General features: G+C 69.6%; 11 protein-coding genes and 1 tRNA gene. 3 read left to right on the forward strand and 9 right to left on the reverse strand.

The window, feature by feature from the left end; all coding sequences use genetic code 11:
• Window positions 1-116: 116 nt before the first annotated feature.
• From AB0M24_RS15680 to AB0M24_RS15690, 3 genes are all read right to left on the reverse strand, one after another.
• Window positions 117-4,529 (reverse strand): fibronectin type III domain-containing protein, encoded by a 4,413-nt coding sequence (locus tag AB0M24_RS15680; RefSeq protein ID WP_363766853.1) that lies wholly within the window; start codon window positions 4,527-4,529, stop codon window positions 117-119.
• 458 nt (window positions 4,530-4,987) lie between these two features.
• Window positions 4,988-5,061: transfer RNA gene (locus AB0M24_RS15685), tRNA-Lys, on the reverse strand.
• Between the two features lie 70 nt (window positions 5,062-5,131).
• Window positions 5,132-5,743: a lysoplasmalogenase gene (locus AB0M24_RS15690; protein WP_363766856.1), complete on the reverse strand. Its 612-nt coding sequence runs from the start codon at window positions 5,741-5,743 to the stop codon at window positions 5,132-5,134.
• Window positions 5,744-5,915: 172 nt separating this feature from the next.
• Between AB0M24_RS15690 and AB0M24_RS15695 the strand changes: the two genes are divergently transcribed.
• Window positions 5,916-7,067, forward strand: coding sequence for a 4-hydroxybenzoate 3-monooxygenase (locus AB0M24_RS15695; RefSeq protein WP_363766859.1), 1,152 nt, complete (start codon window positions 5,916-5,918; stop codon window positions 7,065-7,067).
• A gap of 21 nt (window positions 7,068-7,088) precedes the next feature.
• Window positions 7,089-8,753 (forward strand): methyltransferase, encoded by a 1,665-nt coding sequence (locus tag AB0M24_RS15700; RefSeq protein WP_363766862.1) that lies wholly within the window; start codon window positions 7,089-7,091, stop codon window positions 8,751-8,753.
• Here the strand turns inward: AB0M24_RS15700 and AB0M24_RS15705 are convergent.
• From AB0M24_RS15705 to AB0M24_RS15730, 6 genes are all read right to left on the reverse strand, one after another.
• Complete coding sequence (locus AB0M24_RS15705) at window positions 8,728-8,961, reverse strand: hypothetical protein (RefSeq protein ID WP_363766865.1); 234 nt, start codon at window positions 8,959-8,961, stop codon at window positions 8,728-8,730. The genes AB0M24_RS15700 and AB0M24_RS15705 overlap by 26 nt on opposite strands.
• Before the next feature lie 192 nt (window positions 8,962-9,153).
• Window positions 9,154-9,894 (reverse strand): NAD(P)H-binding protein, encoded by a 741-nt coding sequence (locus tag AB0M24_RS15710; RefSeq protein WP_363766868.1) that lies wholly within the window; start codon window positions 9,892-9,894, stop codon window positions 9,154-9,156.
• An 81-nt stretch (window positions 9,895-9,975) separates the two neighbouring features.
• Window positions 9,976-11,151: an FAD-dependent monooxygenase gene (locus AB0M24_RS15715; RefSeq protein ID WP_363766871.1), complete on the reverse strand. Its 1,176-nt coding sequence runs from the start codon at window positions 11,149-11,151 to the stop codon at window positions 9,976-9,978.
• Window positions 11,152-11,236: 85 nt separating this feature from the next.
• Window positions 11,237-11,956 carry a helix-turn-helix domain-containing protein gene (locus tag AB0M24_RS15720; RefSeq protein ID WP_363766874.1) on the reverse strand — a complete coding sequence of 240 codons (720 nt, stop codon included), beginning with the start codon at window positions 11,954-11,956 and terminating at the stop codon, window positions 11,237-11,239.
• Window positions 11,941-12,717, reverse strand: a complete 777-nt coding sequence (locus tag AB0M24_RS15725) for a patatin-like phospholipase family protein (RefSeq protein WP_363766877.1) — start codon at window positions 12,715-12,717, stop codon at window positions 11,941-11,943. The genes AB0M24_RS15720 and AB0M24_RS15725 overlap by 16 nt, the downstream gene beginning before the upstream one ends.
• A complete protein-coding gene (locus tag AB0M24_RS15730; protein ID WP_363766880.1) occupies window positions 12,714-13,277 on the reverse strand; it encodes a TetR/AcrR family transcriptional regulator in 564 nt (187 codons plus the stop codon). Before AB0M24_RS15730 ends, AB0M24_RS15725 begins: the two co-directional genes overlap by 4 nt.
• 82 nt (window positions 13,278-13,359) lie before the next feature.
• On the opposite strand from AB0M24_RS15730, the gene AB0M24_RS15735 reads away from it, so the two are divergent.
• Window positions 13,360-14,127, forward strand: a complete 768-nt coding sequence (locus AB0M24_RS15735) for an SDR family oxidoreductase (protein ID WP_363766883.1) — start codon at window positions 13,360-13,362, stop codon at window positions 14,125-14,127.
• Window positions 14,128-14,141 lie beyond the last annotated feature (14 nt).

A 14,141-nucleotide genomic window follows, 5' to 3' on the forward strand; every position in this document is an offset into this window, starting at 1 on the left:
TTCGGCTGGGAGCCAGACCAGACCCGAGCCGGTGATCCCGTTCGCCCGTCCCCGACTGTTTTCGGATCAGGCGATGTGGTCGAGCGGCCCGGTCGAACCGAACGGGCCGCTCAGCCCTACTTCTCCTGCTCCTTCTTCGGGTACAGCCAGGCGCAGGACTCCTCCACCCCTGCGGTCGGCGATTCGCTCCAGGTCACCTCATACCCGCCCCACCACAGGTTCGCGCCGACCTCGAACGTGTTCGGCGGCGGAACCCAGGCTTTGACGTAAGCGGTGATGAAGTCCCGGACGCTGGCGTACTGGGCCCACTGGTCGGAGTGGATCTTCTCGTGCTCCTCCAGCCGCGGGAAGGTGTACTCGAGGATGTGGACAGGCATCGGCCACTTGGTCTTGCGGATGTCCGCGCGTTTGATCGACTCGCATCTGAGCCGGGTCTCGAAGTGACTGCGACTGTAGGGGTAGAGCAGGTAGTCTCCGACCGTCATCGGTGCGTCGGCGATATAGAACCCGCGCGTGTTGAAGCAGACCGGCTGGTTCCTGGTGTAGCCGCACTCCTTGCCCACGGCGAACGAGCTGGCCCTGTCGTTGGCCCCGTTGGCCTGGTTCGCCGAGCGCCAGATCCCCGACCGGGCCGACTGCGCGATGGCCCACGGCACCGAGGTGCGGCCGCTCGTGCCGGCCGCGTTCGTGGCCCGCACCTGGAACTCGTAGACTTCCTGCCACGCCAGCCCGGTCACCGTGATCGACGTCTGCGGCAGCGGGTACGGCAGTGTCGTCCACCCCTCGTACCAGGGCTGCTGCGGTGTCGTGGGCGGGCCCGCCTGCCGGTAGGAGACCCAGTACCAGACGTTCGGGGTCGAACTCGGGCTCCACGAGAGGTTGACCTGGCCTGCGCCGGATCCCTTGCTCGCGCTCACACCCCACGGCGCGGCGGGGAACGGCGGCATCGGGGTGGCCTCGACGGTGTTGGTCGAGGCACTGGTACCGCTCATGTTCGTGGCACGCACGCGGAACTGGTAGCCGACCGCGTTCGTCAGCCACATGCTCTGGTGGGAGCAGCAGTTCGCGGGTAGTTGCCGCCACGACGACGCGCTCGTCTCCTTGGTCTCCACCACATAGCCGACCCACGGGGTGGAGCTGGCCTGCCAGGCGATGTTCACCGTGCCGTCACCGACGGACTGGACGACCAGGCCGCTGGGCGCGGACGGGAACGGCGGCATCGGCCTCGCCCGCTGGGCGGCCGTGGGAGGACCGTCACCGGCGATGTTCGTGGCGCGCACCCGGTACTCGTAGGTGTGGCCGTTGGTCAGGTACGTGTGCACCCACGACGTGGCGGGGCTGAGTGTCTGCGCGGAACGGAACTGCTGGCCCGCGGTGACATCGCGGTGCTCGACGACGTACCAGGCCCCCGGCACCGCCGCCCAGTTCAGCGTCACCGTCCCGTCGCCCGCGGTCGCCGTCAGCCACGCGGGCGCGGCGGGCGTGGGTGGCAGCGGTCGCACCTGAACCGAGTTGGACCAAGGGCCCTCGCCGTGTTCGTTGGACGCGGACACGACGTACTCGTAGGTGTCGCCGTTGTTCAGGAAAGCGTCCGCGAACGAGGTCTCCTGGATCGGGATGGGGAACTTGGTGAAGCCCTCCCCGGCGCTGACGTTCCTGCGGTGCACGAAGTAGTAGGCGCCCGCATGCACGGAGTTCCACGTCAGCGTCGCCCTGCCGTCGCCGGGTGAGACCGAGAGCCACGGAGCGGCCGGGGTGCCGCCGTGCGCGGTGATCTGGATCGGCGCGGACTGCGGGCCCTCACCTCCGGCGTTCGCGGCGGCGACCTTGAACTCGTAGACGTGGCCGCTGATCAGCGGATCGGCCACGCCCTGGGTCGCGCTCAACGGCAGGCCCCAGCGGAAGAAATCCTGTCCGGCGGTCACGTCGCGCTGGTACACGAAGTAGCCGATGTACTGGCCGACGCTGTTCCAGTGCAGGAACGCGCTGCCGTTCGGACGGGCGAGAGCACTCAGGCCCGTGGGTGCGACGGTGGGCGCCTGAACCCGGGACGTCGCGCTGGCCGGAGCGGAGAACGTGGACTCCTTGCCCGCGAAGGCGGAGGTCACCTTGAACTCGTAGACGCTCAGGTGGTCGAGCCAGGCCGCCATGGCCGTCGTGCCGGACGTCACCGGGTAGGGCCACTTCGTGAACTCGTTCTGCCCCTTGGTGACGTCGCGCTGGTACACGAAGTACCAGAGCTGGTCGCGCGGCGCCGTCCACTTGAGACTGATCGTGCCGTCGGCGGCTGCGGTCGCGGTCAGTTCGGTCGGCGGCGGCGGGGCGGCCACGTCGGCGACCACCTGCACGGCGTTGGAGAAGGTCGCGCTGTCACCGGCCTGGTTCGTCGCGGCCACCTTGAACTCGTAGGTGTGACCGGGCACGAGGTAGCCCGCGGTCGCGGTGTCGCTGTCGCCGACCGGCACGTCCCAGCGGTAGAACTCGGTGTCGCCCTCGGTCACGTCGCGCTGGAGGATCCACGTCCAGGTGTTCGGCGGCCGGGTCCAGTTGAGCTTCACCGTGCCGTCGCCGTTGCCGACCGCGGTCAGGCCGGTGGGCGCGGGTGGGAGGGCCATCCGCGAGGTGACCTGGATCGGCGCGGACTGCGCGCCCTCACCTCCGCGGTTGGTGGCGGAGATCTTGAACTCGTAGGTGTGCTGGTGCGTCAGGTAGTCCGCGTCGGCGGTGGTTCCTCCCGCGATCGGGAACGGCCATTTGGTGAACTCGGCTGAGTTGCCGGTGACATCGCGCTGATAGACCCAGTACCAGACGCCGGGCGCGGGCGCGTCCCAGCTCAGGCTGATCTTGCCGTCGGAGCGGGGCGTGGCGCGCAGGTTGGACGGCACACCGGGTTTGGCGTAGCGGGCGGTCGCGCGCACGGCCGTGCTCGGCGTGCTCGCCTGACCGGAGCGGTTCGTCACCACGACGTACTCGTAGACGTGGTCGTGTTCGAGGTCGACGTCCGTGACCGCGGCCGACCCGGAGTCCGGGAAGTACACCGGCGCGCCGGTGCCGGGACCGTTCGTCACGTCCGTGCGGAACACCTGGTACCACAGCAGACCCGGGCTGGTACTGCGATCCCACGTCAGCGCGACACCGCCCGAGTCGTTGGCCACGGCACGCAGGTTCGCCGGCGGTTCGGGGGCCTTGACCCGCACCGTGAGGCTGATGCCGGCCGATGGCGGACCTTCGCCGTTCTCGTTCTGGGCGGTGACCCGGAACTCGTAGGTGTGACCGTCGCGCAGGAACGGCACCGCGGTGGTCGTCCCGGTGACCGCCTTGGGGTGGCGGGAGAAGAACTCCTGGCCGTTCGTGACGTCCCGCTGGTACACCCGGTAGCTCGCGCCGGACACGGGCTGCCAGGACAGCGTGGCTCCGCCGTCGTTGTCGTCACGCACCTCGAGCCCTCCCGGCGCACCGGGCAGTCCGGACGGGTCAGGCGTCGGCGGTGGCCACGTCACGTCGACGAACCGGGGCCGGTAGATCCGGACGTCCGCCTTGGTGTCGGCGGCGTCGAGGCTGTTCACGTTGTAGGAGACGACCAGCTTGCCGGTCTGGCCGAGCTGCGGGTGGACGGTCGCGTCGTAGACGATGACCGGCCGGCCGTCGGCACCCGCTTCCGGTGCCTCGTACAGCGGGCGGGGATTGCCGAACGGGCCGGTCGGCGCGGAAGCCGTGTACGCCACCAGGGTCGGGTTGAACGTCAGGTTGCCGTCGATCGTCATCAGCACGTACTCGGCACCCACCTTCGTGACCGAGAACGCCGTGCCGGTGCCCGTCAGCATCCGCGCGGAGTCCGCCTCACTGGCAGACCACGTGGTGCCGGTCCAGAACTCCCAGGTGCCGTCGAGGCCGGTGGTGCGGGCCAGGTGCAGTCGCTTGGGTTCGTCGCCGTTGGACTCCGAGCCGTAGACGTACGTGCGGCCGCCTTCGGTGACGATGTCCTGGCCCCACGCGATCTTGTCGCCCAGCGGCAGCGTGCGGACACCGGTCAGGGTCAGCGACGGCAGGCTGAAGGTGGCCAGCGCGGTGCCCTTCAGCTTCAGGTCGAGCGCGCCACCACCGGTGGACTCGATCTGCATGTAGAGCACCTTGAGCGTGTTGCCCTCGACCACGCCGTCCGCGACCCAGTGCGTCAGCGACGAACCCGCGACCTCGACCAGGGAGGACGGTGCCGCGGGGGTGCCGCCGTGCAGTGTCGGGCCGAGCTGGCCGTTCTGCTCGACGACGATCGAGTTGCGGACCATCGGCGTGTTCGCCGGACGGCTGCCGTCGGCGTTCACCGTGCCGAGGAACGTGTCCGAGAACAGCCACGCGGTGCGGCCGTCCGGCAGCGGCACGGACGCTGTGCGGTCACCGCCGGTCCAATGGCCGCCCTGATTGCCGTAGGTGGCCCACTTGGTGTTCAGCGCCGCGTTGGGCACAGTCGTCGGTGGTGGCGCCGCGGCCGACACCGTCGCCGGCACCAACCCGGTCAGCAACAACACCATCACAAGCACAGCACAGTGAAAACGCCGCATCTCACGCCCCCAGGTCGGCAGATCCGCGCAGTGTGACGGGATGCTACGGCTCCGCGAACCGGCGCACACGTGGCCGTTCGGCCGATTCACCTCGGCGAACGCCAAGGCCGCGCACCAGCAGAGGAACGCGAGTCCCAGCCAGACGTAGGTGTTGCCGACGAGGTGCTGCCACCACGTCCACGCCCAAGCCGATCGTGCGAACCGACGCTCGTGTCGCACGCTCGAACTGCGTGCCCACCACTCCAGGCAACAGCGGGAACGCGAGGCCGCCGGAGACGCCTGGGTCGACCTCGGCCTCATGTTCACAGAGTTGGACGGTCGACCGCCGCACGTCTCGGGCTCGCAAACCATGATCCACGGGGAACGCGCATGAGTACGCAGAATGCAAAGAAGCAGGTAGAGACGAATCTCTACCTGCTTCTTCGGTGTACGCCGCCAGGGACTCGAACCCCGGACCCGCTGATTAAGAGTCAGCTGCTCTAACCAACTGAGCTAGCGGCGCTTAATTGCGTGCCGGAAAGCCTTGCTGTTTCCGACGTGAAGAACATTAGCACAGGGCATCCAACGGGTTTTCACGCGGGGTCGTCCTCGCGCGCGAACCCCGTGTGGATCAGCCACTGGGCGGCCGCGTAGGTCGGCATCACCCCGGCGGACGCGACTCGCGCCGCCCGTCCATCGAGGACGAACCGGCTCGCCCCGAGCAGTGCGTCCGACGCCATGAACAGTGCCGCACCACCGAAAACGCGGCGCGCGCCCGGTCCGCGCACGGTCGACGCGGCGGCCACCATCGTGCCGAGCGTCAGTGCGTACAACCCGACCGGCTTGCCCATCGGGCCGGCCGCGCGGGCGAACACCGCGGCGCCGAGAGCGGAGGCGGCGACGATCGGCAGCACCGCTTTGCGCGTCCCCGGCTGTGACCGACGTGACAATGCCGCCGTGTAGCCGACGTGGGCGACCAGAAAGCTGAAGAGGCCTGCGCGAAATGCCCGATCCGAGTCGCCGAGCAGTGCCACGTCACCGGCCCACGACCCGGCGAGGCCGATCGCCATGCCCGGATCGCGTGGTGGGGTGGCTGCCGCGAGGACGGGCATCAGGGCCGATTTGGTGACCTTGCGCACGTTCTTGGTGCCTCGCAAGGTCGCCAGGATCGAGTCGGCGACGGCGGTGGCGGCGTACAGCTTCATGAGCACTCCTCAGCTTCGGGGCCCACTTTAGACAATCGTTGTCCACGATGGAGTGATGATCATCTAGGCCCCGGCGTGCCGTTCACGCCTGGGGAGCGCGGTTGCGGTCCAGTGCTGCCGCACACGGGCCCACCGGCGGAGGTGGGCGCGTTCGGAGAGAGGACCGCAAGGCGTGGCCGACCACACCACCGTGCTCATCGTGGGCGCGGGACCGGCAGGGCTGGTCTTAGGAAACCTGCTTCGCGCCGAGGGGATCGACACCCTCGTGGTGGAGCGGGCGAGCCGCGAGCAGGTGCAGACCAGGGCCAGGGCGGGATTTCTCAGCCCCAACAGCGTCCGGGTGCTGACCGAACACGGTCTCGCCGACGGGTTGCTCCACAAAGGACGTTCACATGGCGTGTGCGCGTTTCGCGGTGAGGACGGCGAGTTCGAGCTGAACTACGCCGAGCTCGGGCGGGGCGACGTGCACACGGTCTACCCGCAGCAGGATCTCGTCACCGACCTGATCGCCGAGTACCTCGACCGCGGCGGCGACATCCGGTTCGGGGTCACCGTCACCGGGGTGGATGCCGCGAACGCCACCGTCGAGACGGCGGAAGGTGTTGTCGGCGGCCGGTTTCTGGCCGGGTGCGACGGCAGCAACGGGGTCACTCGCGCCGCCGTTCCGGTGCGCGGTCAGGGCCGCGACCACGGGATCACCTGGTTGGCCCTGCTCGCGGAGGCCCCGCAGAGCATGGCGGCGGTCACCTACGCGCTGCACGAGGACGGGTTCGCCGGCCACATGGCCCGCAGCCCCGAGGTGACGCGCTACTACCTCCAGGCCCCGCCGGGCGACGCCCCGGAGAACTGGACGGACGACCGGATCTGGGCCGCGCTCGCGACCCGGATGCGCACAGGGGAGTTCGGGCCGTTGCGTCAGGGCCCGATCATCGAACGACGGCTGGTGCGCCTGCGTTCCGAGGTCGTCGACCCCATCCAGCACGACCGCCTGTTCCTCGTGGGCGACGCGGCCAGCCTGATCAGTCCCTCCGCCGCCAAGGGCGCCAACCTGGCGATCATGGAGGCGGAACTGCTGGCCCGTGCGCTCGTCAGCGCCATCACCCGTGACGACGAGCGAGCACTGAGCGCTTACACGAGGTCCTGCCTGCCGCGCATCTGGCGGGCACAGGAGTTCTCCCACTGGATGATCGACCTCCTGCACGGCCCCACCGGCACCGCCTCCGACGCCGGGTTCCAGCGCGCGCTGCGCCGTGCCCGGCTCGACAGCCTGCGTCGTTCGCAGGCCCACCAGAACTTCTTCGCCGAGCACTACGTCGGCATCTGAGCCAACAGGACGAACATCACCATGATCTCTACGACCGCCACCAGAACACCCGTGCTGTCCACAGTGGACATCGACCGCCTGCTCGCGGCGAAGTCCTTGCTGGGCGGGCATTGCACGCGGTCGGTGCTGACCGCCTCGGTGCCGTCGCTGGACGACGACCACCGCGCGGCCGTGACCCGGCACTCGACGCTCGACCACATCGCCCTGCTGATCTTCCCGGAGACGTTCGACGGACTGGAGGACGAGCTCGCCGCGCACGGCATCGAAGTCGGCGCGATGACGCCGAGCGTCGTCGTCCGCGAACGGCTGAGCAGCCGGTACGGGATCCCCGTCGGCGAGCTGACCGTCGGCATCCTGCGCGCCCCGGTCGCCGACCGCGACGGCCTGCGCTGCGAGCTGGAGATCTTCGCGATGGTGACGCCGCCGGACCTGGCGCACATCGCCGAGGACGAACGCCGCCACGAACGCGAGAACCACGTCGCACTCGCCGTCCGCTGGCCCGACCCGGTGCTGATGCGCGGCCTGCGCACGATGATCGGCACCGCCATGCGCCCGGACGGCGGCGGCTACAACGGGTACGAGAACTCGACCGTCATGTACTTCCGCGACGGCCACATCGCGAACCCGGCCTTCCGCCGTCTCGAACTGATCTGCTCCGGCCGGTTCTCGCAGCTGCTCGCCACGCACCAGCGCGAGTCCTGTGCCGGCACCGAACTGCTGCGGCTCATGACCGGCGCGTGGGCCACGCAGGCCATCGCGACGGCCGCGGAGCTCTACCTGCTCGACTACCTGGCGGTCGCCCACGACCTGCCCGGCCTCGCCGCCGCGAGCGGCACCGACGAGCAGAGCCTCGCCCGGCTGCTGCGCTACCTGACCGCGCTCGGCGTCGTCCACACGTCGCGCGGCCGGTACAGCCTCACCGACCTGGGTGCGTTGCTGCGCGCGGACCTCACGGGCTCGATGCGGGCACTGGCGCTGATGTACGGAGGCCCGTTCTACCAGTCGTTCGGGGCCCTCACCGACTCCGTGCGCAGCGGCGAGGAGTCGTACGGGAAGGTCTTCGGCTCCCACCACTTCGCCCACATGGCGGGCGATCCCGGGCTCGCCGAGCTGTTCCACCAGTCCATGGCCGCGAGCAACGCCATGTTCGCGGGCGTCACGCGCTCCATCGACTTCTCCTCCGCTCGGGTTGTCGTGGACATCGCCGGTGGCAACGGCGAACTGCTGTCCCGCATCCTCGCCGCCAACCCGTCGCTGCACGGCGTGCTGATGGACCTCCCGAACGCGTTGGTGTCGGCAGAGGCACGACTGTCCGAAATGGCCGGTCGCGTCACCCTGGTGCCCGGCGACTTCACGAAGTCGGTCCCGGCCACCGGCGACATCTACCTGCTGTCGCGTGTCCTGCACGACTGGGACGACGAGCAGTGCGCCGCGATCCTCATCACCTGCGCGCGCAACATGCCCCCGCACGCCGAGCTGCTGGTGATCGAACGCCTGCTGCCAGAAGGCGCCGACGTGGACTCGCTCGCCATCCCGTGGGACGTCCACATGCTCTGCAACACGGGCGGCCGCGAACGCTCCGAGTCCGACTACCGCGCGCTGCTCGCCGACGCGGGCTTCGAGCTGGTCGAGTCGCACGCGTTGCCGCTGGACGCGCACATCATGAGGGCCCGCCGGCGGGCCTGAGCTGTTGCCGAGTGCTGCCCGCCATCAGGAAACCTGTGGCGGGCAGCACCACGGTCAGCCCGGCCGTGGCGATCATCAGCCAGGTCGCCGAGGCCGCGCTGAGGTGGTCGAGGTGCTGAGCGTGGAAGGCCAGGTGCCGCAACCCGAACGCGAACAGCGCTGCCGTGCCCGCGCGGACCAGGGTTGGGTGTGATCGTGGCCCACCCACACGGGTGAACCTCGTCCCGATCCACGCCTGGCGCTCTCTAGTAGATGTCACGAGACCATGGTCATTTTCACCGCGAAAGAAGGAAGGAGCGCACGGGGCGAGCATCTGCGCAAGTGAAGAACGACTCCGGGTGCGAACCCGACCCAGCCCCCACGGTGCCGGTAGAGACGGCCAGCAGGACGACCACCGTCATCATCGCCGCAGCGCGGTGGCCTCGGCGGCGAGGAACTCGGCGAAGGTGATCCGGCCGTCCGCGTGCGCGGGCGTCAGGTGGTGGCCGGCCTTGAACCCGCCGAAAGCCTTGCCGGGCAACCGGAACGACACGAGCCGGCGATGACGTCCGGTCGAGGCCAGGTACTGCAGAGCCAGCTCGCGCAGCGGCACGACCTCGGGCCCGCCCAACTCGGGCACCCGTCCGGCGGGCTCGGCGACGGCCAGCGCGGCGAGCCGTTCGGCCACCTCGGTCACGTCGACGGACTGGAAACGCAGCTCCGGCACCGGCATCAGCAGCGGGCACTTGGCGAGCACGGCGAGCACCGAGCGCACCAGGTCGTGGAACTGGGTGGCGCGCAGGATCGTGTACGGGATGCCGGATTGCGAGATGAGCTCCTCGGCGGCCACCTTCATCCGGTAGTACTTGATCGGAATCCGGTCCGTGCCGACGATCGAGATGTACACCAGGTGCGACACACCAGCGCATGCCTCGACCAGCGCGCGCTCCATCTCCACGTCCCCGTTCGCCGCGGCGCAGTGCACGACCACGTCCACGCCGTCGACCGCCTCCGCGAGACCCGCGCCGGTCTTCCAGTCCACTGTGTACAGACCGAGTCCGGTGCGGCGGCTGGTGATCCGGACGTCGTGGCCGCCGTGGCGCAGTCGGTCCGCCACGAGCGAGCCGAGCCGCCCGGTGCCGCCGGTGACGAGAAACCTCATGACCGCTGTCCTTTCCTCATGCCGCCCAGTCATGCCGCCCAGTCATGCCGCCCAGTCATGCCGCCCAGTCATGCCGCCCAGTCATGCCGCCACGTCCTGGTCGAACACGGCGATGTCCTTGGCCCGGCGCCGTTGCAGCACGGGGCCGACCACGGGCAGCCGTGTCCCGTCGACGAAGAATCTGCGCAGCGCTATCTCGCGGCGGTCGTGCGGGTTGAACAGCTTCCGCATCACGTGCCCGCGCTCCTGGTAGTGGCTGATCGCCGGGCGCATCCGCCGCTCCCACTCGGCGAGCGCGCGCGGAATGTCGTGGCGGGACAACATGGTGCCGAGCAGGTCGGCTCCGCTCAGCCCCGCCGACACACCCATGCCCGCGTAGAGCGTCACGCACCAGGCGGAGTCGCCGACGAGCACGACCCGGCCGGACGACCACTGGTTCATCTTCACCTGCTGCGGCTGGTCGAACAGCAGGTCCGGCGTCCGCTCCGCCTGGTCGAGCACCTCGCCGAGCAGCTTGCCGGTGGGCTCCGGGCCGAACGCCTTCCGCAGCCGGCGCACGGGTGTCTCGGTGAACTCGGCGTTCACGTCGTCGGTGCGGTAGGTCAGCATCACGGTCGGCTTGCGGCCCTCGAAGCCGAACACCCACAGCGCGCGGCCGGGTTCGAGGAGGATCGCCATGTCCTCGCCGGCGAGTCCCGGCAGCGGGCCTTCGAGCTGGAACGCCGAGATGATGTGGTTCATCGGGCGCAGGAAGCCGGAGTCGGGGCCGAACGCCAGCCTGCGCACCGTCGACCGCAGCCCGTCGGCGCCGACGACCAGGTCGAACCGCTCGGTGACGCCGTCGTCGAACTCGACGTCGACGCCGTCCGGGTCCTGGGTGATCTTCGTCGGCGACGTGCTGTAGCGGATCTCGACGTCCTCGGGCAGATGCGCCCACGCGGCCGCCTCGACGTCCGTGCGCAGCATCCGGTGCGGCCGGTTCGGGAGGTCGTCGAAGCTCAGCGTCCTGGAACGGTTGCCGAGCCGGTCGACGTTGTAGGCGTCGCCGAGCGCGGCGGCTCGGTTCGGCATGTCGGCGAGGATGCCCAGCCGCTGAGCGGCGGCCCTGCCCGCGCCGTAGACCAGCACGAAGTAGCCGGTCTTGCGGCGGTCGGGAGCCCTCTCGACGATGACCGGCTGCCAGTCGTTCCTGTGCAGTGCGATGGCGGTGGCCATGCCGCTGATACCGAGCCCGACCACCAGTGCTCGTTTGCTCATGCCTCCACGGTAGAACCAACTGACCAAAATCGCCATCTGGTCAGTTCGTGACGCGCGGCACAGCCACGCACAGCCGTGAGGAGCTTTACGCGGTGAGCGAGGCCAGGATGTTCCGGCGGTACTCGTCGAGCAGCCGCAACGCCTCCTGGGCGGTGGCCTCGACGTCCTGCTCGGTCGCGGTGAACGGGCCGAGCAGGGTGGTGACGGTCCGCGCCAGCACCGCGGCGGGATCCTCGACGGCGAGGTCGCGCACGAACACCGACGGCCTGTCCGTCACGGCGAAGAAGCCGAGCAGCAACGCCCGCAGCGCGTACTCCTGGTCCTGCGCGGCCCAGTCCGTGCGGGCCAGCCCGTGCTTGCGCCACACCGGCAACGCCACCGTCACCAACGCGCCGGGACCGGCCATGTCGAGCAGCTCGCGCGTCCGGGGGTGCTGGGTGAGCGCGCCGAGCAGCTCCTCGTCCCCGGTCTGGATCGCATGCATGAACGGGCGCTCGGACAGTGCGGTGATGAGCGACGGGATCATCCGCTCGGGTCGGGCGAGCGTCGGGTCCGCGCCGATCAGCTCGGCGAACCTCTCCATCGCGGCGAGGAAGTCGCGGCCGAACAGGCCGACCGCGAGATCTTCCTTCGTCGGCCAGTACAGGTAGACGGTGCCCTTGCCGACGTGCGCCCGTTCCGCGATCGACGCGATGGTGACCGCCTTGAACCCGCGCTTGAGGATCAGCTCGCGAGCGGACGACAGGATGCGGGCGGCCTTCGCCGACTCCTGCTCGACCAGCTGGGTCATCAGGGGTTCCTCCACGACAGCAGGCTGGACGCGAGACCACGCGCCTGGTCGGCGCCCGCAGCGGCCCCGACGTCGATGAGGCGCGGATCGATCAGATCAACCGGCGAGTTGTAGAACCGTTCCGCAACGATCGTGCGGACGCGGTAGCCGCGCTCGACGAGCAGGGCTTCCTCGCGCGCCAGGCCTTCGGACGCGATGGGTGCCACCACCAGTGCGTCACCGGTGACCAGATCCGCGTTGGTACCGCTGCGCACGCCACCGTCGAGCCAGATCTCGCCGTTCACCTCGACGGGCGGGGCGATGCCGGGAGCGGCGGTGGAGCACGCGACGCCGACGGTCAGCGGAATGCCGTCCTGCGCGGACCAGGCCCGTGCCTCGCGGGTGGCCGCGTTCACCGACGTCATCCGCAACCGAGTGGGCCAGTCACCCTCGGGCAGCATGGGCTTCCACAGCTCATCGGCCTGATCGACGGAGATCGGCGGTGTCGCGACGGCGGCGGCCCGGCCCGTCTCCATCATCCTGGTGAACGCGCCGGTGTTCTGGCGTCCGGCTGAGGCGTTGCCCGAGTGCCAGGCTGCACGTTTGCTCATCAGAGCCGGAACGTCCGCCAGCCCCTCCGGCTGCATCGTCAGCCAGGCCCCGACCACCGAACCGGCCGACGTGCCGAGAACGACCTCAGAGTCCAGCGGAACCCCGGCCTCGATCAACCCGTTCAGCAGGGCCGACATCCACGACGCGCCGACAGGTCCGCCGCCACCCAGCACCAACGCGGTCATTTCAGAAGCCTTTCGACGTGGGATTCCAGCACGGTCTGCACAGCGTCGAACGGTGCGGTGGAGCGCAACGCCCGTGCGGTGATCAAAGCACCCTCCACACCCGCGAGCACGGCGTGCGCGAGCTCGTGCGCGTCCGGGACTCCGAACGTCGCGAAGTGCCCGGCCAGGGTGTCGATGATCAGCGTGAACGAGCGGCCGGCGACGTCGTCGAGACCGTCGGACTCGAGCACCAGCGGCGCGATCGTGCACCCCTGCCGGTAGTCGCTCGCCACGAGGTTGGACCTGGCGAGCCCCAGGTAGGCCCGCACCAGATCGGCGGGCCCGGTCGCCTCCGCGGCTGCCAGGGTGATGTTCTCGAGCAGTTCGGACGTGTGCTGGTCCGCCGCCTCGGTCGCCAGTTCGGCCTTGCCGCCGGGGAAGTGGAAGTACACCGACCCGCGCGGCGCCTCGCTGCGTTTGAGCACGTCCGACAGCGCCGTCGCGTGGTAGCCCTGCTCGCGGAACAGCTCCCGGGCGGCGACCACCATCTTCTGTCTCGCATCGGAGCGCTTGCCTGCCACGGACCCGAGCCTACCTCGCTCGAAGGTATGACGTACGACATAGCTTGTTGCAAAGTATGTCGACCGACATAGCATGGGGAGCATGGCATCTGTTCTGATCACGGGCGCGTCGAGGGGAATCGGTCGCGCCATCGCACTCGAACTGGTTCGCCGCGGCCACCGCGTCATCGCGACGGCACGGCAGCCCGAGGACCTCGCCGATCTGCCCGCCGACCTGCGGCTGCGACTCGACGTGACCGACCAGGCGAGCGTCGACGAGGCCGTGCGCGCGGCCGGTGAGGTCGACGTGCTGGTGAGCAACGCGGGCACGACGGTCCGCGCGCCGCTGGAGAGCGTGCCGATCGCCGAGGTGGAGAACCTGTTCCAGCTCAACACTTTCGGCGCGCTGCGGGTGGCGCAGGCCGTGCTGCCCTCGATGCGCGAGCGCGGTTCGGGACGGCTGGTGTTCGTCTCCAGCGTCCAGGGCCGGGTCGTGCTGCCGATCATCGCTCCGTACGGCGCGAGCAAGTGGGCGTTGGAGGCGATCGCGGAAGGTCTGGCGATCGAAGCCGGTCACTTCGGCGTGAAGGTCAGCATCGTGCAGCCCGGTGCGGTCTCGTCCGGCGGTGCGGAACGGGCCAAGTCCTTCTTCACCGACGACGACCCGTACCTGCCGTTGCTCCGCCAGGTCGGCGCGCTGCGGGGAGAAGCCGTCACTCCCGAGGAGGTTGCCGTGGTCGTGGCGGACACGATCGAGCACCCGGAGCCCGCGCTGCGCGTTCCCGTGGGCGCACCGGCCGAGCAGGCGCTCAAGGCCCGCAAAGAGGCGCCGGACACCGAGTCCTTCCTGCCCGTGCGGCTCGACTGGTAGTCCGAAACCCGCCA

Source organism: Lentzea sp. NPDC051838 (assembly GCF_040681245.1).
GTDB lineage: Bacteria > Actinomycetota > Actinomycetes > Mycobacteriales > Pseudonocardiaceae > Lentzea.

Excerpts from the sequence above, each read along its gene's own strand:
- AB0M24_RS15735 (WP_363766883.1), top strand. The coding sequence starts at position 13,360 with ATGGCATCTGTTCTGATCACGGGCGCGTCGAGGGGAATCGGTCGCGCC.
- AB0M24_RS15725 (WP_363766877.1), bottom strand. The coding sequence starts at position 12,717 with ATGACCGCGTTGGTGCTGGGTGGCGGCGGACCTGTCGGCGCGTCGTGG.
- AB0M24_RS15710 (WP_363766868.1), bottom strand. The coding sequence starts at position 9,894 with ATGAGGTTTCTCGTCACCGGCGGCACCGGGCGGCTCGGCTCGCTCGTG.
- AB0M24_RS15690 (WP_363766856.1), bottom strand. The coding sequence starts at position 5,743 with ATGAAGCTGTACGCCGCCACCGCCGTCGCCGACTCGATCCTGGCGACC.
- AB0M24_RS15700 (WP_363766862.1), top strand. The coding sequence starts at position 7,089 with ATGATCTCTACGACCGCCACCAGAACACCCGTGCTGTCCACAGTGGAC.
- AB0M24_RS15680 (WP_363766853.1), bottom strand. The coding sequence starts at position 4,529 with ATGGTGTTGTTGCTGACCGGGTTGGTGCCGGCGACGGTGTCGGCCGCG.
- AB0M24_RS15715 (WP_363766871.1), bottom strand. The coding sequence starts at position 11,151 with ATGAGCAAACGAGCACTGGTGGTCGGGCTCGGTATCAGCGGCATGGCC.